The following is a 17,875-nucleotide window of genomic DNA, read 5'->3' as shown; positions in this document are numbered from 1 at the left end:
AAACCCATGGAACCTGACCCCAATTCTGTAGGTCCGTTGTGATCCGGTAAGCACCCGCATTTTTGCTGCTGCTTGCCGTGACTTTACCTGGCAGGCAGTGGCGCACGTTTTTTCGTTCGCCCTGTTTTTAATAACCCTTTTGCCATGCTCATGGCGGCTTCGCCGTGGGCGCAACAAAGGTGCGAATGATGTTCAAAAATTTCACTTCCCGGCTGTTCACTGCGCTCAGCCGTAATTTACCGCGCCGTTTAGTCCGCCGCGATCCGATGCTGGAAAACGTGTCTGTCCGCGCGGCGCAGGCGATCCCTGCTGCTATGTCTGCGCATTGTCAGGCCTGTGCCCGCGCTACCGAAGACCAGTTGTATCTGCAATTTGCCAGCCATCCGGAAGGGCTGACTGCGCACGAAGCCGATGCGATCCGCGAAGTTTCCGGCCTGAATCAGACCGGCGATCAGCAACCGTCGCCGTGGTGGCTGCATCTGTGGCATTGCTACCGCAATCCGTTCAACCTGCTGCTGACCGTACTCGGTCTGGTATCTTACGCCACCGACGATTTAACGGCAGCGCTGGTGATTGGTGCGATGGTGTTTATTTCTACTTTCATGCATTTCATCCAGGAAGCGCGTTCCAATAAAGCCGCCGATGCGCTGAAAGCAATGGTCAGCAACACCGCGACCGTGCTGCGCAGTGACGCGCAAACCGGACGGCACGAAACGGTGGAGATCCCGATCAGCCAGCTGGTGCCGGGGGATCTGATCAAGCTTTCTGCGGGCGATATGATCCCGGCTGATCTGCGTATTCTGTCTGCTAAGGATTTGTTTATCAGCCAGGCGGCGCTCACCGGGGAATCCCTGCCGGTGGAAAAACATGCCTGTGAGAAAAAACCGATTGCCTCTGATCCGCTTGAACTGAGCACCCTGTGCTTTATGGGCACCAACGTGGTGAGTGGCACCGCGATTGCGATGGTGATCGCCACCGGCGGCAAAACCTGGTTCGGTCAGCTTGCCGAACGCGTGGTGCAGGAAGATACACAACCGAACGCATTTCAGGCGGGGATTAGCAAAGTCAGCTGGCTGCTGATCCGCTTTATGATGGTGATGACGCCAGTAGTGCTGCTGATCAACGGCTACACCAAAGGTGACTGGTGGGAAGCCGCACTGTTTGCGCTCTCGGTGGCGGTCGGGCTGACGCCAGAAATGCTGCCGATGATTGTCACATCAACGCTGGCGAAAGGCGCGGTAAAACTGTCACGCCAGAAAGTGATCGTCAAACGCCTGGATGCGATCCAGAACTTCGGTGCAATGGATATCCTTTGCACCGATAAAACCGGCACGCTGACGCAGGATAAAATCGTGCTCGAGCGCCACACTGACGTGCTCGGCGTGACCAGTGACGAGGTACTGCATCTGGCATGGCTGAACAGCCATTACCAGACCGGTTTGAAAAACTTGCTGGATGTGGCGGTGCTGGATGCGGGCGATCCGCATCCGGGGCATAGTTCACTGAAAGTGGATGAGATCCCGTTCGATTTCGATCGCCGGCGGATGTCTGTTGTCGTCGCAGAAAATGACCAGAATCATCGCCTGATCTGCAAAGGCGCACTGGAAGAAATGCTGTCGATTTGTACGCTGGTGCAGCTCAACGGTGAGATTGTGCCGCTGACCGATGTGTTGCTGGCGCGCATCCGCCGTATCACTGACGATCTCAATCAGCAGGGCCTGCGCGTGGTGGCGGTGGCGCATAAAGTGATGCCATCGCGTACGCAGGGCTATGGCGTGACCGATGAGTCCAGCCTGATTCTGGCCGGTTACATCGCATTCCTCGATCCGCCAAAAGAGAGCACCGCGCCCGCGCTGGACGCACTGCAACGCAAAGGCGTGACGGTGAAAATCCTCACCGGCGATAATCCGCTGGTGGCGCGTAAAGTTTGCAAGGATGTCGGATTACAGGCTGATAAAGTGGTCATCGGCAGTGACATTGACGCGCTTGATGATGTGCAGCTTCTGCATGTGGCCCGGGAAACCACGGTGTTTGCCAAACTGACGCCAATGCACAAAGAACGCATTGTGCGCGTTCTGCGCGATGAAGGGCATGTGGTCGGATTTATGGGCGACGGCATTAACGATGCTCCGGCGCTGCGTGCGGCGGATATCGGTATTTCCGTGGATTCGGCGGTGGATATCGCCAAAGAGGCGGCTGATATCATTTTGCTGGAAAAAAGCCTGATGGTGCTGGAGCAGGGCGTGACGGAAGGGCGCAGAACGTTCGCCAACATGTTGAAATACATTAAAATGACCGCCAGTTCCAACTTCGGTAACGTATTCAGCGTGTTAGTCGCCAGCGCCTTCCTGCCGTTCCTGCCGATGCTGCCGCTGCATCTGCTCATTCAGAACCTGATTTACGATGTGTCTCAGGTGGCGATCCCGTTTGATAACGTCGATGAAGAACAACTGGCGAAACCGCAGCGCTGGAATGCCGGAGATATCGGCCGTTTTATGGTGTTCTTCGGGCCGATCAGTTCCGTATTCGATATCCTGACCTTCAGCCTGATGTGGTGGGTGTTTAAAGCCAATACTGTTGAAGCGCAGACGTTGTTCCAGTCCGGCTGGTTCATTGAAGGATTGCTGTCGCAGACGCTGATCGTACATATGATCCGTACACGTAAAGTGCCGTTCATTCAGAGCCGTGCGTCCTGGCCGCTGTGCATCATGACGCTGATGGTGGTGATCACGGGTATTGCACTGATCTACTCACCGGTGGCCGGATTCCTGCAATTGCAGGCACTGCCGCTGAGCTACTTCCCGTGGCTGATCGCGATTCTGGCAGGCTACATGGTGCTGACTCAGTGCGTGAAAGGCTGGTTCGTGCGCCGTTACGGCTGGCAGTAATCTTTAAAATTCTATCCTGAATGCTAAAAAGCGCGACCGGTGAAGCGGCCGCGCTTTGCATTAATCAGTTTGAAATTTTACGACTGTGCATTGTTCTTGCGATCGTTACGACGGTTCACCCAGGTGTTAATCAGCAAGGTGATGATCAGAATCGACGCGATCACGCCCAGTGAAATACCCACCGGAATGTGGAACACGTCGAGCAGCAGCATCTTGATACCGATGAAAATCAGGATCACTGCCAGACCGTATTTCAGCATTGAGAAACGTTCTGCCACGCCTGCCAGCAGGAAGTACATCGCACGCAGACCGAGGATCGCGAACAGGTTAGAGGTCAGCACGATGAACGGGTCGGTGGTCACCGCGAAAATCGCCGGGATGCTGTCGACCGCGAAAATGACGTCGCTCAGTTCGACCATGATCAGCACCAGCAACAGCGGGGTGGCGAACAGAATACCGTTACGGCGCACGAAGAATTTCTCACCCTGCAACTCGTCGGTCATGCGCATTTTGCTGCGCAGCCAGCGGATCATCGGTTTCTCACCAACCTCACCGTCGTCTTCTTTCGCCAGCGCCATCTTGATCCCGGTGAACAGCAGGAACGCGCCAAACACGTACAAAATCCAGCTAAATTGCCCCACCAGCCAGCTTCCGGCGAAAATCATGCCGGTACGCAGGACGATAGCGCCGAGCACACCGTACACCAGTACGCGGCGTTGCAGGTTGGCCGGAATGGAGAAGTAGCTGAACAGGATCAGCCAGACGAAGACGTTATCCACCGCCAGTGCTTTTTCCAGCAGATAACCGGTCAGGAACATCGTGGCCTTGGCGTCGGCCACCTCGCGACCAAACTCGCCGTTGAGGTACCACCAGAAGCCGAAATTGAACAGCAACGACAGGCCTATCCACACCAGCGACCACAGCGCGGCGCTTTTCATACTCATGGTTTGCGCGCCTTTGCGACCCTGTAACAGCAGGTCGAAAGCGAGCATAATTATCACTACCACGGCAAAAGAGCCCCACAACATCGGGTTGCCTACGGAGTTCATCATTGCGTCATCCTCGAAAAAACATCAAAAAAAAACGGCCAGCGTCAGAAGACGTTAGCCGCTCATTTTTTGAGCTGTGAGCAACCTCGCCTTCCGGCAAGGTCTCACTTACAACCCGTTTCCCCTTCATCCTTCGAGCCGCAGGGTTGTTGGCTGCGTTCGCTCACCCGAATCACTGACCTGTGTCAGCTCATCGGGATTCGTTCGCTTACCGCCTACCTGCAACTCGAATTATTCGGGTAAACATTAATTAGTGGGTTGTCCCGGTAACCGGGTGGCTGAGATGGCGCTTAAGCGCGGATCCAGGCACCGTAATGACGATTATCCGGCGAAGAAGTTACTCCCCTTTGCAGTTCGCAAATTAATGCAAAATGTGTCAGATGTCAAATATTCAGAAACATTTTAGACTATTAACCCGCCAGTGCCTGACGTTTACCGAGTGCGCCGACAAAGGAAAGCAGCAGGCTGCGGCTGAGCGGTGTTTCGCTAAGTTGCTGAGCCTGATGCGCAAAATCGACATGATCATCTTCGGCAATGGAACCCAGCCAGGACAAATATGTCTTCATGACCGCCAGACTGAATTCAGGGTGAAACTGCGTGCTGATGGCGTTCGGGCCATAGCGCAGGATCTGATGCGGATCGTGCAGCGTTTTTGCCAGCACCTTCGCCGTCGCGGGCGGGGTTATGACGGTTTGCAGGTGGATAAGATTTGTGGCGAACTGCGCCGGAAGCTGCGATACCAGCGGATCAAGATGCCCGTCCGGCGTCAGCGTCACCTCATGGGTACCGACTTCAATGCCTTGCGGATGGTAATCCACCTCGCCGCCCAGCGCGTATGCCATCAGCTGATGGCCGTAGCAGGCACCGAACATCGGTAATTCCTGCAACATCCCCAGCCGTACCCAATCCGCCGCTTCTTCGCTCCATGCCAGATGCTCGGTCACCATGCTGCGTGAACCGGTAATGATCGCCCCGCAATAGTTTTCCGGCGGCAGCGGACGTTCACCTGCCTGTAAGTCCACAATCACAACCTGCTGTGCGTCAATATCGCCCTGACGGATAAACATCTGCGGAAAGTTATCGTGCGCACGTCGGATAGGTTCCGGCGCGTGGCCGGTCTGCAAAATCAGCAGAGGTTTCTGACTGGGTGCAATCATCTGTTACTCCCGATTATGACTGAACATTAAGGCTGGGTATCGGCCGGGAACACCACGCCGGTCTGACGGCGGATTTCCGTCAGCACTTTGGCGGTGATACGCGAGACTTCCAGCCCCGGATGCGCGACAAACTGGCTGTCGACCAGAATCGCAAACGTTTCTGCCTCATACAACATGGTGTTGATGTGCTGCGGTTGGGTCAGATCCAGCTTCTGGCTGCCGCGTGGCGTCAGGCTGAGCGTCTGGCATTCAGACAGTTTTTCCATCTGCAACGTACCGTCTTCGCCCTGGATCTCACTCGGCAAATGGGAATCGCTGATTTTGGAATGGTGGATCACCACTTCGAAATCATCAGCATATGACAGGATGACCGTTCCCTGACCATCAACGCCGCTTTCCAGCAAGGTCGCCGTGGCTTTCACCGATTCCGGTTCGCCAAACAATGAAATGGCACTCGCCAGACAGTAATAACCGATATCCATGATCGAGCCATTGGAAAACGCCGGGTTAAAGGTATTCGGGTTTTCACCGGCCAGATAACGCGGATAACGTGAGGAATACTGGCAGTAATTCAGAATGGCTTTACGCAGTTTACCGATACGGTTCAGCGCACCTTTCATATGCAGAAAGTTGGGCAGATAGGCAGTTTTAAAGGCTTCGAACAGCACCACGTTGTTCTCTTTCGCACAGGCGATCAGGCTTTCGGCTTCGCGCAGATTGGACGCCAGCGGCTTTTCGCAAATCACATGCTTTTTGTGGCTGAGGAACAACAGAGACTGCGGGTAGTGCAGGGAATTCGGACTGGCGATATACACCGCATCAATCAGATCGGATACTGCCATTTCTTCAAGGGAATCAAAATAATGCTCAACCGGATAATCCTCGCCAAGCTTTTTAGCGCCTTCCAGCGTGCGGGAATAAATCGCGGTTAACTTCATCTTACCGCTCTCGTGTGCGGCATCAATAAAACGCTGGGTGATCCAGTTGGTACCAACAACCGCAAAACGAATCATATATATTCCGTATAGATAAGTTGAGATCTCATTTAGGTGTATAACTTACCGAAAACTTCCAGATGCGTCAGGTACATGCGCGTGTCGAACTCTAACTGATGATAGTCAGGCGTCATATGACAGCACAGGCTGTAGAACGCTTTGTTGTGTTCTTTTTCTTTCAGGTGCGCGAGTTCATGCACCACGATCATTTTCAGAAATGCTTCCGGCGCGCTTTTAAACACTGTCGCTACACGGATTTCCGCTTTGGCTTTCAGCTTGCCGCCCTGAATACGGGATATCGCGGTATGCAGCCCCAGTGCGTGCTTCATCACATGAATTTTATTGTCGTAAGCCACTTTGCTTAACGGCGATGAACTGCGCAAAAACTGGTTTTTCAGGTCCAGCGTATACTGATAGAGCGATTTGTCGGTGGTCAGCTCGTGCGGTTCCGGATATCGCGTCAGCAAGACTTTACCTAAACGTTCCTGGTCGATTAACTGACGCACCTGAGCCTGAAGCGACTCCGGATAGCCTTGAAGATAGGTCAATTCAGGCATAACTGTTTGCTTTATCTCTTATTACCGGGGGAAAAGTTGCCGTACCGGCCAGCGTTGTTTTTGCAACGATCACACGCATCCGGCCATTAAACCCCTTTTTAACTGAAAAAACGTTTTACTGATAGACCAAATTAAGGGATAAACAGCGCAAATTGAATATGAGGAGGGCCAATGAGCCAATTTGAAACCGAAACCGGTGGTCAGTTACTGCAACTGCGTCTGGAACGTTATCCGCTGGAAGAAGCGGCAACGCAGTTACAGGCATGGGAAGCGGCCGATGAATATTTGCTGCAAAACCTGAATACTGATGCGCTCAACGGCCGTCCGCTGCTAATTTTCAACGATGCTTTTGGCACTCTGGCCTGCGCATTGCAGCCGCACAATCCGACCAGTATCAACGATTCCTTTATGAGCCAGCTGGCGATGCGCCATAATCTGCGCATTAACGGTTTTGACGAAGACAGTGTGGCAACGCAAAGCAGTCTGGTGCCGTTGCCGATCAACCCGGGTCTGGTCGTCATCAAAGTGCCAAAAACCCTGGCACTGCTGGAACAACAATTGCTGGCGCTGCGTGAAGTCGTGACGCCGGGCACGCAGATTATCGCCGGCGCGAAAGCCCGCGACATTCATACGTCAACGTTGCAGTTGTTCGAGAAAATTCTCGGTCCTACCAAAACCAGTCTGGCGTGGAAAAAAGCCCGTCTGATCCATTGTGAAGCCACTTTGCCTGCGCAAACCGCTGAGCCGGTGATTTCTGAATGGGCGCTGGATGACAGCGAGTTCCGTATTTCCAACCATGCCAACGTGTTCTCACGCGGCGGTCTGGATATTGGCGCGCGTTTCTTCATGCAGCATCTGCCGGAAGGCATCCAGGGGCGCATGGCGGACCTGGGGTGTGGTAACGGCGTGATCGGCATGACCGCACTGGCGCTGAATCCCGATGCGGAAATGCTGTTCGTCGATGAATCCTATATGGCGGTGGAATCGAGCCGTATTAACGTCGAAAACAACCTGCCGCAGGATGTCAGCCGCTGCCATTTCGAAGTAAATAACATGCTGGCCGGTGTCGAACGTGAAACGCTGCACGCCGTGCTGTGTAACCCGCCGTTCCATCAGGGCACGGTCATCAGCGATGACACCGCCTGGCGCATGTTCTGCGATGCCAAGCGTTGCCTGCAAACCGGCGGCGAACTGCGTATCGTCGGCAACCGCCATCTGGATTACTACCAGAAGTTACGTCGTCTGTTCGGCAACTGCACGACGATCGCCACCAACCAGAAATTCGTGATTTTGCGTTCTGTGAAAACGGCGTCGCATCACTGACATGCGCCCGCCGGCTCCGACATGGTTCCGGCGGGCGGCTCAGAGACTACACTGTTCGTAATAACTTAATAATGATGTCTGTGTTTTCCTGTCTGGCTGGGAATATATTTACGATGAACCTCACGGACGTTGTCAAAATATATAGATGTTGATTTTATGCCCTCGACTTTTTTCTGATTAGGGATGTAAACTCCAAACTTAGAATAATGTTTTTCAGATGTAGGGGAACCAAATGCGCAGGAAGTTGAAAACATATTTTTCCCATTGATCAATAGTTCAATAAAAGGCTTTCTTTTATCCCACGTTATTTTTATTTGAAATTGGTTCCAGGCATCAGGACAGGCCAGAGTAGCGATTATCTTGTTTGTTTGTTGTCCATAGATAGAATTTACGACGATCTTTATCTTTTTACCCTCGATCAAATGAAGGGATATGGGAGGGCGATCTTTCCCCATGGTCTTCATGAGGCCGCCAGGTTCGCGGACCTGAAAGAAAATCACATCGTTGGCGGCCTGTCCCACTTTCATTTTAAAGCTATAAGATGAATCTACATGCATGCCTAATTTATTATGATGGGCAAGTTCCGTGCGGAAATTACCTGTCTGGGCCGGGAGGTGAAATTTAATTACGGTGTTATTTTTCTCATGTTCCTGGGAAATGAAACCTGATTGTAACGCATTTTGTCTGATTGTCTTGTTTGAACTTCCATGATGTGAATAATTTGGGGTGTCAATACTGATATCAAATTGCCTCAGATGATACTGACTGGAAAATGAACTCTGTATCCTTTCAAGCGTTCTGCCTGTACCATGACGAGAAAGAGAGGACATATTGACATGAGGTGAAGAACCAAAACATATATTCTGGATGAGTGTTATATCACGAGGGACCTCTAAAATATTTCCCTGAAGATTAATATTTTCAACAGAAATGGGTGTATCAGTAGAGCATAAGTGTTGTTGCGTATGTAGAGTGAGGTCGGAAGGCATGTTCTATATCCTTTGATAAATACAATCATTCAACTGGTGAATAAAATTGATGGCATCCTTGTCTTCCCCGGATGAAATATAGAGGGTGACGATTTGCCATGAATATAGGTATTACCAGCGGTTATGCTGTTCAGCGCAGATTGTTTATATGTGTCATCCATGAAATGGGAAACAGTAATTAAGTGATTAGCCCAAAACTATATCCCCCCAATTAACCCCCAATTATTGGGGGTAATGAAAAATATATAACAAAACATAAATTTTACTACTAAATTTTCAGTGCCAGCCGGGTACCCTGATCGATAGCACGGCGGGCATCGAGTTCGACGGCCACGTCTGCGCCACCAATCAGATGTACAGTTTGACCGGCCTCCTGCAATGGCTGATACAACGCGCGCTGGGGTTCCTGCCCGGCGCAGATAATAATGTTATCCACTTCCAGACACACCGGTTCACCGTTCATCATCAGATGCAAACCCGCATCGTCAATGCGTTCATAACTGACCCCACTTTGCATTTTCACGCCGCGTTGCAACAGACTGGCGCGGTGGATCCAGCCGGTGGTTTTCCCCAGGCCCGCACCGACCTTAGTGGTTTTGCGTTGCAGCAAAACGATATCCCGCGCGGCGTGTTCCGGCTGTGGCCCCTGCGGTGCCAGGCCGCCGCGATGCGTCAGGCTCTGGTCGATTCCCCATTCCTGGCTGAAAGCCTGGGTGCTGAGACTCGACGACGAGCCGTGGTGGATCAGATATGCGGCGGTATCAAAACCAATGCCACCGGCACCAATAATCGCGACACGCTGCCCGACCGGTTTTTTATCGCGCAGCACGTCGAGATAAGTCAGTACGCTCGGGTGATCGATGCCCGCAATATCCGGCAGGCGCGGCGAAATACCACAAGCGAGGATCACGTCGTCATAGTCTGTTAGCTGGCTGGCATCCACGGTTTCGCCCAGACGCAATGTCACGCCTAATAATGTCAGTTGCCGCGCGTAATAACGCAGCGTCTGATAAAACTCTTCTTTACCGGGGATCTGTTTGGCGATATTAAACTGCCCGCCGATTTCATTGTGTGCCTCAAATAATGTGACGTGATGCCCGCGGCTGGCGGCGGTGGTGGCAAAGGCCAGGCCGGCGGGTCCGGAGCCTACCACGGCCAGACGTCTGAGGACTGTGGCACGGCTGACCGGTAACAGCGTTTCCCGACAGGCGCGCGGGTTCACCAGACACGAGGTGACTTCCCCGGCGAAGATCTGATCCAGACAGGCCTGATTGCAGCCGATGCAGGTATTGATTTCATCAGCACGCCCTTGTGCGGCTTTTTCGACAAACGCCGGATCGGCAAGGAACGGACGCGCCATCGAGACCATATCCGCACAGCCTTCGGCGAGGATTTTCTCCGCCACTTCCGGGTCATTAATGCGGTTGGTGGTGATCAGCGGAATCCCGACTTTGCCCATCAGTTTTTGCGTCACCCAGCTGAACGCCGCGCGTGGCACCAGGGTGGCAATGGTCGGAATACGCGCTTCATGCCAGCCGATGCCGGTATTGATGATGCTTGCGCCCGCCTGTTCGATACGCTGAGCCAGTATTTCGACTTCCTGCCAGTCCGAGCCTTCTTCGACCAGGTCGAGCATGGATAAGCGATAAATAATGATGAATTCCCGGCCGCAGGTTTCACGTACGCGGCGCACGGCTTCGGTGGCAAACCGCATGCGGTTATCAGCAGAACCGCCCCAGCGGTCTGTGCGCTGGTTGGTGCGCGCGGCGAGAAACTGATTAATCAGATAGCCTTCTGACCCCATGATTTCCACACCGTCATAACCCGATTCTTTCGCCAGCCGCGCGCAGCGGGCGAAATCCGCCAGCGTGGATTCGATTTCCTCTTCAGTCAGCGCATGCGGCGTAAAACGGTTGATCGGTGCCTGAAGGGCTGAGGGGGCAACGGGGTGTGGCTGATAGCTGTAGCGGCCCGCGTGAAGGATCTGTAGCGCAATTTTACCGCCAGCAGCATGAACCGCGTCAGTCACTATACGGTGATGCGTGATGTGTTCCTGTTCGGCGAGAACGGAGCCGCCCTGATACACCACGCCCTGCGCGTTGGGGGAAATGCCGCCGGTGACAATCAGCCCGACACCAGCGGCGGCGCGTTCGGCATAAAAGGCCGCCAGACGTTCAGGCCCGTCTTCCCGTTCTTCCAGCCCGGTATGCATTGAACCCATCAGCACACGGTTTTTAAGTCGGGTAAAACCTAAATCCAGCGGCGCCAGCAGGTGCGGATAAAACAGCGAAGCGCGTTCAGTCATGGAATTCTCTTAAGTGGTCGGATGAGATGAATTCAATTTAGCTGCTGGCAGAGTAATTGGAAAGTCAGTGTGTAATGACTGTGATATGTATCACTGTGCGCAATCTGCTGGGAATGAATTAACGATGATGCCTATTATTTATCGCCGTTTATTCATGAGCAGCGATAATTTTTGAGGGCGGAAAACAGCAAAACATGACAGGTGAAATAGTTATTTCTTTGTTTTTACACAGTATGCGTCTTATTGCAGGTCATTTATTTTTAACATTTTTTTAGGGATTTGTGCGTGTTAGGATTATTTTTATAAAACGATATCGAATCGATTCAGTTCGGGTTAGAGCTGGACTAGGCTGGAGCTGCTTCACCCTAAAATTCATTTCTAACCTGGATATATATTATGAATCTTATTGACCATACAGCCTGCCGCCCGTTCACCGAAGCCGGGCATTTGTCCCAGATTGCAGCCTATTATGAAGAAGGTCGTAATGTCATGTGGATGATGCTCAGGTCTTATCCACGCCCCTGTTTTAATCATGAACTCATTGAAGACATCATGACGCTGACTTATGCCGCAAAAGCGTCGGGGCTGCGTTTTGATTTTTGGGTTACCGGCTCTTTGGTGCCCAATATGTACAATGTGGGAGGTGATCTGAGTTTCTTTGTGGAATCCATCGTCAATAACAAACGCGAGACGTTACGTGCTTACGCCAGATCCTGTGTGGACTGCGTACATGCTGCTGCGCGCGGATTTGACGTGGGAGCGATCAGTTTGTCGATGATCGAAGGTACAGCCCTTGGCGGTGGCTTTGAAGCCGCGCTGGCGCACCATTATGTGCTGGCGCAGAATACGGCCCGGATGGGGTTCCCCGAGATCGCGTTTAACCTTTTCCCGGGAATGGGCGGTTACTCACTGGTGTCACGTAAGGCGGGGATGAAGCTGGCGGAGGAACTGATTTCCACCGGCGAGTCGCATACTGCCGAATGGTTTGAAAGCCGCGGACTGGTGGATGTGTTATTCCAGCCGGGGGAAGCCTTCAACGCCACGCGTACGTTTATGGATGTTTTGCGGCCAAAGCTCAACGGTATCCGGGCAATGATCCGCGCACGCCAGCGTGTATTGCAATTATCACGTTCAGAACTGATGGATATTACAGAGGATTGGGTGGATGCCGCATTTACTCTGGAGGAGAAAGATCTGAGTTATATGGAGCGTCTGGTCATGCTGCAAAACCGGCATACGGCATCATTGCGTAAAACCGGCTAGCAACAGAGACAGCCCGTCACTGGCGCTATTTCTGTTTTGCTTTATGTTTAAAAATATGGGGTGAAGCACCTGTTTTTTCCTCAAGCCAGTGCTCCAGCTCATTCGCGGGCATTGGCTTGGCGTACAAAAAGCCCTGTTTGCTGTCCACACCGATTTCGTCAATCAACTTTTCTTCTTCCGCCGTTTCCACCCCCTCCGCGACCACCGTCAGTTGCAGCGTTTTTGCCACCGCCACAATCGCCCGCACCAGTGCCTGAGACACCGTATTGTCATTGATGCCACGGATAAAGCTTTGATCCAGTTTGATGCAGTCAAGGGGGATCCTCGCCAGTTGTGACAGTGAAGAATAGCCGGTGCCGAAATCATCCAGATGCACCTGCGCGCCCAGTTTATGCAATTGGTTAATCATGGCGACTGCTGCACTTTCGTCTTCCACCAGGCAGCTTTCTGTCAGTTCGAAATCCAGCAGACAGCCTTTCATACCTGCATTTTTCATGGCATCCGACAATGTGGTGATGAATGAACCGTTGTTGAGCTGGCGTCCGGAAAGGTTTACCGCCACACGCAAATTTAGCCCTTTTTTCTGCCATTCAGTGGCCTGACGGGTTGCCGTTTCAATCACCCATTTACCGATTGGCGTGATGAGCCCCGATTCTTCGGCATAGGAAATAAAGCTCTGAGGCTGGATCAGGCCGCGTTCCGGAGAATTCCAGCGCAGCAGCGCTTCCACGCTTTGCACGTTGCCGTAAAGCGACACTTTTGGCTGATAGTATAAAACCAGCTGGTCTTTCTCAGACAGGGCTTTGCGTAAGTGTGTATCTAACCACATGTATTCAGAGGCTTTTTCATTCATGCCTGATGAGAATACACAGTGTACATTTTTGCCTTTTTCCTTGGCCGCGTACATGGCGGTATCGGCGTTTTGTAACAGTGTGTCGCCGTCAGTACCGTGTTCCGGGCAAATCGCAATACCGGCTGAACAGGCGGTGTACACTTCAATCAGTCCAATACGGAACGGCAAACTGAGCCTGCGCAGCACCCGCTGACTCAGTGCTTCCAGCATTTTTATCTCAGCATGGGTGCTGAGAATAATAAATTCATCGCCACCGAGTCGCGCCAGTTTATCGTTGGGCGACAGGCAATCCTGAATGGCGTCAGAGACAGCCCGCAGCAGATGATCACCAAACATATGTCCGTAGGCATCGTTAACTTTTTTGAAGTTATCCAGATCCAGATAAATCAACCCGACTTTGTTTTCACCACGATCGAGAAGTGCTCTGGCAAGGGATTCCTGCAAGGCATTACGGTTAGCGAAACCGGTGACCAGATCGGTGTTTGCCAGCACGCGTAAACGCTCCTGCGCCTTACGTTCGTCTGTGATGTCAGAGCCGGAGCAAATCAAATATTTTTGTTGTTTACCGCTGCCGCTGTGGACGAATTTATTACGAAACAGGAACAGGCGCTGGCCCTTGACGGTGTTGATCCAGCGTTCCACTTCGTAAGACTGCTGATGCTGGAAAAAACCCGTGATGTTCTGGCGTGAAGCCAGACCTTCTTCCATGGACATGAATAAGTCATAGGCGCTTCGCCCGATAACATCTTCTTCGCGCAGGCCGGTATATTCCTCACTCAGACGGTTAAAACGGTGGACTTTGCCTTCCTGATCGATAATGACAATCACGGAATTGGCTTCGGAAACCACCTGTTCAGCAAAGGTCAGACCGACTTCAAGATCATGGGCGACAGACGCGGTGTCCTGATAGGCGGAGGCCGTACCGGCCCAGGCTTTGCTGTCGGTTTTGCGCCCGACAAGATACAGACATACAGGTGATCCGAACAGGGTGATATCCAGCGTAAAACTTGAGGTGATTCCGGTCAGTTGCCTTATTTTCCCGGCCTGCCATTGTGTCAGGGGGATAGTAATATTGACGACGCCTTTCTCTGCAGATAACTCAAGGGCATTGCTGTCTGAACCCAGTCGCCAATAAGGGCGTGGTGTACCAAAATGCAGGTACAGAAGGGAAGCATCTTGAGAGTCGGCCATGAATGTTTCTCCGCAAAGAACGCTATACGCCGCCAGTGTGGCGACAGGCGACAGTCAGCACAGACGGAGCTTACTCTGTTCAGCTCACCCGCAACACGCCATAAAAAACGGATAGGCGCGGAATGGCGTAACACATTGAATTAAAGGTTAGCAACTGTCGGTTATATATCCAGTAACCGGACAGATATTACTGCTCAGAACAGGCGGCCTCCGTTGCCGGACTACCGCCTGAAAGAGGAAGCTTTGCGATTGTGTTCCGGGCCCGGTTACAGGCCCGGAAAGTTATTTCAGCAGGAAACTGGTTTTTTCCACATCCTGCGAATCTAACCCCACAAATACATTGAATTTTCCTGGCTCTGAAGCCCATTTCAACTTGTCGTTGTAGAAACGTAAATCTTTTTCGTTGATCGCAAATGTAACGGTTTTTTCTTCACCCGGCTGCAGGTTGATTTTCTCAAAGTTTTTCAACTCCTTAACCGGACGGCTGATCGACGCCGTCACATCCTGCAGGTACATCTGAACGATAGTGGCACCACTGACTTTACCGGTGTTTTTCACCGTCACGCTGGCCGTCAGCGGGTGGCTGGCATCCATCGTGGTGGACGACAAACTCACGTCAGACACACTGAAACGGGTGTAGCTCAGACCATAACCGAACGGGAACAGCGGGCCGTTGGTGATATCAAAATAACGGGTGGTGTATTTATCCGGATGTTGCGGATTAAACGGACGGCCGGTATTGAGCACGCTGTTATACAAAGGAATTTGCCCGACAGAGCGCGGGAAGGTCATCGGCAGTTTGCCTGACGGATTGTAATCACCAAACAGAACGTCGGCAATCGCATGTCCCCCTTCGGTGCCGCTGAACCAGGTTTCCAGCATAGCGTCAGAAATTTCGTTTTCCCACGTCAGGGTCAGAGGGCGGCCATTCATTAACACGATAACCAGCGGCTTACCGGTGGCTTTCAATGCCTTGAGCAGGTCCCGCTGGCTTTGAGGAATGTTGATATCTGAACGACTGGACGCTTCGTGTGCCATGCCTTGTGCTTCACCGACGACGGCGACCACAACGTCAGCTTTTTCGGCCGTTTTCACCGCTTCGTCAATCATATCCTGCGGTTTGCGCGGATCGTTGATTACCTGTTTCTCGTAAGAGTTCAGAAAATCGACCATAGCCTGATCGTTAGTGACGTTGGCTCCCCGGGCATACAGGATGGTGCCTTTATCGCCGAGTACATCTTTCATGCCTTGCAATACCGTCACAGCCTGCGCCGCTTTACCGGCTGCAGACCAGCTGCCCATTACGTCACGTTTGCTGTCAGCCAGGGCGCCAACGACGGCAATCGTGCCTTTTTTCTGTAACGGCAACGTTTGATTGTTATTTTTCAGCAGTACCAGCGACGTTCGCGCCACTTCGCGTGCCTCCTGGCGATGCAGACGGCTCTCGGCATTGGTGTCCGCCGGGTCGCTCGACTGCGGGCCTAAATGACGATATTCATCGACAAACAGCCCCATATCCCATTTTGCGGCCAGAACATCGCGAACGGCGCGATCAATATCTTTTTGGCTGACCAGACCGTCGGCAAGTAAGCCTTTCAGGTATTTACCGTACATATTGTCGGCCATGTCCATATCGACACCGGCTTTCAGCGCCATCGCGGCAGCCTGACGATCATCTTCGGCCACGCCGTGTTTGACCAGCCCGCCAATAGCCCCGTGATCACTGACGGTCAGGCCCCTGAACTGCCAGTCGTCGCGCAGAATATCTTTCAGTAACCAGGTATTCGAGGTGGCGGGAATGCCGTTAACGCTGTTGAGCGCCACCATTACACCGCCGGCACCGGCATCCACTGCCGCTTTATACGGCGGCATGTAATCATTGAACATGCGGGTCAGGCTCATATCGACGGTGTTGTATTCACGACCGCCTTCGACAGCACCGTACAACGCATAGTGCTTGACGTTTGCCATGACGGCATCAGGAGCAGACGGATCTTTGCCCTGATAACCGGTAACCATTTCATGCGCGAGGCGCGAGGTCAGATAGGTATCTTCGCCGAAACCTTCTGAGACACGCCCCCAGCGCGGATCACGGGTAATATCGACCATCGGTGAGAACGTCATGTTCAGGCCATCGGCTGCCGTTTCCAGTGCCGAAATGCGTGCGCTGGTGGCAACTGCCTGCATGTCCCAACTCGCCGCCAGACCGAGGCTGATAGGAAAAATGGTGCGCTGACCATGCACCACATCATAGGCATAAAACGGTGGGATTTTCAGGCGGCTGTACTGCACCTGATCCTGCATACGGCGAATATCAGGTTTCGTTACAGTATTAAACACGCCACCGACTTTACCGGCGCGGATGTCAGCCATAATCGCTTCTTTTTGGTACTCAGGCCCCACAGTGACCAGATTCAGCTGACCGATTTTTTCATCAAGGGTCATTTTTTTCATCAGGTCAGCAATGAACGCGTTGCGTTCTTTCACCTGATCCTGAGGTATGCCCGTTGTTTCAACGGCGAGAGAAGAAGCAGAACTTACCAGTAACACTAACGCGCCAAGCATGTGATGCGTATTCATCGGAATTCCTTCAGCCATAAACAGGGGAGCTAAATCAGAGAAAATTCAGCAGCCTGAAGCAAACAAAGCAATGATCATTCTAAGAAAAGTATAGAGTGAGAATCTAATACGTCCGTTCAACTATTAGCAATGAATAGTTTAGACGCCAACACAATATCTTTTTACCTTTCGGGACATCCCGCAATTTACAGGTAATCAGAATGATAGATACAAAAAGACCTTTGATGCATCACGCAAATTTTTATATTTAGGATTACATGACATCTGGCTGAACAAATAAGCATCAAAAGTCTGGCGGGGGAAGCGCGTGGATAATACAAAAGGGCAGCACATACGGCTCTGCCCTTTAATATTCAGGAATATCCGCTAAGGACATCAGACTAATAGTAGTAAGACATATCGGTCGGGGTTTTACTCATGACATCAAAGAAAACGTCTTTGGTGTTTGCCCAGAACTGCGCGATGGCAACGGCGTTGTAGCTCATGCCCATCAGGCTCATGACAAAAAAACAGGTCACGGTCAGACCGATACCGCTGCAAACGAATGCCATGGTATTGCGGCTGGACTGGCGACAAACAATATTAAGCTGGCTGGTGCAGAACATCAAAAAGGCGCTCAGCAATTCCCAGCGCATCATTAAAATCCCGGCAGTTAATGTACCCATCGATAAAATCCTTACTCACTACAGCCGCTTGCACGAAGCCAAAAAACAGCCGGAGGACTG

12 protein-coding genes are annotated in these 17,875 nt (G+C 52.1%); 3 read left to right on the top strand and 9 right to left on the bottom strand.

Features of this window, described 5'->3' with window-relative positions:
• Positions 1 to 185 precede the first annotated feature (185 nt).
• Positions 186 to 2,888, top strand: coding sequence for a magnesium-translocating P-type ATPase (gene mgtA / locus ACOZIO_RS16420; protein WP_129954407.1), 2,703 nt, complete (start codon positions 186 to 188; stop codon positions 2,886 to 2,888).
• A 77-nt stretch (positions 2,889 to 2,965) separates the two neighbouring features.
• Here mgtA and ACOZIO_RS16415 read toward each other — a convergent pair whose 3' ends face one another.
• From ACOZIO_RS16415 to ACOZIO_RS16400, 4 genes are all read right to left on the bottom strand, one after another.
• Positions 2,966 to 3,940, bottom strand: coding sequence for a TerC family protein (locus ACOZIO_RS16415; protein WP_276320340.1), 975 nt, complete (start codon positions 3,938 to 3,940; stop codon positions 2,966 to 2,968).
• A gap of 407 nt (positions 3,941 to 4,347) precedes the next feature.
• On the bottom strand, positions 4,348 to 5,094 hold the full coding sequence (locus ACOZIO_RS16410; RefSeq protein WP_421595504.1) for a glutamine amidotransferase: 747 nt from the start codon (positions 5,092 to 5,094) through the stop codon (positions 4,348 to 4,350).
• Positions 5,095 to 5,120: 26 nt separating this feature from the next.
• Positions 5,121 to 6,107: a Gfo/Idh/MocA family protein gene (locus ACOZIO_RS16405; protein WP_129991623.1), complete on the bottom strand. Its 987-nt coding sequence runs from the start codon at positions 6,105 to 6,107 to the stop codon at positions 5,121 to 5,123.
• Positions 6,108 to 6,139: 32 nt separating this feature from the next.
• Positions 6,140 to 6,646: a M48 family metallopeptidase gene (locus tag ACOZIO_RS16400; protein ID WP_129954413.1), complete on the bottom strand. Its 507-nt coding sequence runs from the start codon at positions 6,644 to 6,646 to the stop codon at positions 6,140 to 6,142.
• Between the two features lie 171 nt (positions 6,647 to 6,817).
• Here ACOZIO_RS16400 and rlmG point away from each other — a divergent pair, with 171 nt between their 5' ends.
• The gene (rlmG, locus tag ACOZIO_RS16395) at positions 6,818 to 7,969 is read left to right on the top strand and encodes a 23S rRNA (guanine(1835)-N(2))-methyltransferase RlmG (protein WP_129954415.1); all 1,152 of its coding nucleotides are present in this window, start codon (positions 6,818 to 6,820) and stop codon (positions 7,967 to 7,969) included.
• Positions 7,970 to 8,034: 65 nt separating this feature from the next.
• Here rlmG and ACOZIO_RS16390 read toward each other — a convergent pair whose 3' ends face one another.
• Together ACOZIO_RS16390 and ACOZIO_RS16385 are read right to left on the bottom strand one after the other, a co-directional pair.
• Positions 8,035 to 8,958, bottom strand: a complete 924-nt coding sequence (locus ACOZIO_RS16390) for a heparin lyase I family protein (protein WP_235173691.1) — start codon at positions 8,956 to 8,958, stop codon at positions 8,035 to 8,037.
• A gap of 268 nt (positions 8,959 to 9,226) precedes the next feature.
• Positions 9,227 to 11,263, bottom strand: a complete 2,037-nt coding sequence (locus ACOZIO_RS16385; protein WP_421595503.1) for an FAD-dependent oxidoreductase — start codon at positions 11,261 to 11,263, stop codon at positions 9,227 to 9,229.
• Between the two features lie 396 nt (positions 11,264 to 11,659).
• Here ACOZIO_RS16385 and ACOZIO_RS16380 point away from each other — a divergent pair, with 396 nt between their 5' ends.
• Complete coding sequence (locus ACOZIO_RS16380; RefSeq protein WP_129954423.1) at positions 11,660 to 12,526, top strand: crotonase/enoyl-CoA hydratase family protein; 867 nt, start codon at positions 11,660 to 11,662, stop codon at positions 12,524 to 12,526.
• A 25-nt stretch (positions 12,527 to 12,551) separates the two neighbouring features.
• Here ACOZIO_RS16380 and pdeR read toward each other — a convergent pair whose 3' ends face one another.
• The 3 genes from pdeR to ACOZIO_RS16365 all read right to left on the bottom strand — a co-directional run bounded on the left by pdeR (position 12,552) and on the right by ACOZIO_RS16365 (position 17,815).
• A complete protein-coding gene (pdeR, locus tag ACOZIO_RS16375) occupies positions 12,552 to 14,570 on the bottom strand; it encodes a cyclic di-GMP phosphodiesterase (protein WP_129991620.1) in 2,019 nt (672 codons plus the stop codon).
• Positions 14,571 to 14,852: 282 nt separating this feature from the next.
• The gene (bglX, locus tag ACOZIO_RS16370) at positions 14,853 to 17,150 is read right to left on the bottom strand and encodes a beta-glucosidase BglX (RefSeq protein ID WP_421595502.1); all 2,298 of its coding nucleotides are present in this window, start codon (positions 17,148 to 17,150) and stop codon (positions 14,853 to 14,855) included.
• A 380-nt stretch (positions 17,151 to 17,530) separates the two neighbouring features.
• On the bottom strand, positions 17,531 to 17,815 hold the full coding sequence (locus ACOZIO_RS16365; protein ID WP_129954429.1) for a YjcB family protein: 285 nt from the start codon (positions 17,813 to 17,815) through the stop codon (positions 17,531 to 17,533).
• Between the last annotated feature and the right edge of the window lie 60 nt (positions 17,816 to 17,875).

The sequence above is a fragment of the Rahnella sp. PD4 genome, from assembly GCF_049199325.1.
Lineage (GTDB): Bacteria > Pseudomonadota > Gammaproteobacteria > Enterobacterales > Enterobacteriaceae > Rahnella > Rahnella perminowiae.
The sequence above is the reverse complement of the archived record's forward strand: the minus strand, read 5'-3'. Positions and strand labels throughout refer to the sequence as shown.

Excerpts from the sequence above, each read along its gene's own strand:
- mgtA (WP_129954407.1), top strand. The coding sequence starts at position 186 with ATGATGTTCAAAAATTTCACTTCCCGGCTGTTCACTGCGCTCAGCCGT.
- ACOZIO_RS16400 (WP_129954413.1), bottom strand. The coding sequence starts at position 6,646 with ATGCCTGAATTGACCTATCTTCAAGGCTATCCGGAGTCGCTTCAGGCT.
- ACOZIO_RS16405 (WP_129991623.1), bottom strand. The coding sequence starts at position 6,107 with ATGATTCGTTTTGCGGTTGTTGGTACCAACTGGATCACCCAGCGTTTT.
- ACOZIO_RS16415 (WP_276320340.1), bottom strand. The coding sequence starts at position 3,940 with ATGATGAACTCCGTAGGCAACCCGATGTTGTGGGGCTCTTTTGCCGTG.
- ACOZIO_RS16385 (WP_421595503.1), bottom strand. The coding sequence starts at position 11,263 with ATGACTGAACGCGCTTCGCTGTTTTATCCGCACCTGCTGGCGCCGCTG.
- pdeR (WP_129991620.1), bottom strand. The coding sequence starts at position 14,570 with ATGGCCGACTCTCAAGATGCTTCCCTTCTGTACCTGCATTTTGGTACA.
- ACOZIO_RS16380 (WP_129954423.1), top strand. The coding sequence starts at position 11,660 with ATGAATCTTATTGACCATACAGCCTGCCGCCCGTTCACCGAAGCCGGG.
- bglX (WP_421595502.1), bottom strand. The coding sequence starts at position 17,150 with ATGAATACGCATCACATGCTTGGCGCGTTAGTGTTACTGGTAAGTTCT.
- rlmG (WP_129954415.1), top strand. The coding sequence starts at position 6,818 with ATGAGCCAATTTGAAACCGAAACCGGTGGTCAGTTACTGCAACTGCGT.
- ACOZIO_RS16365 (WP_129954429.1), bottom strand. The coding sequence starts at position 17,815 with ATGGGTACATTAACTGCCGGGATTTTAATGATGCGCTGGGAATTGCTG.
- ACOZIO_RS16410 (WP_421595504.1), bottom strand. The coding sequence starts at position 5,094 with ATGATTGCACCCAGTCAGAAACCTCTGCTGATTTTGCAGACCGGCCAC.
- ACOZIO_RS16390 (WP_235173691.1), bottom strand. The coding sequence starts at position 8,958 with ATGCCTTCCGACCTCACTCTACATACGCAACAACACTTATGCTCTACT.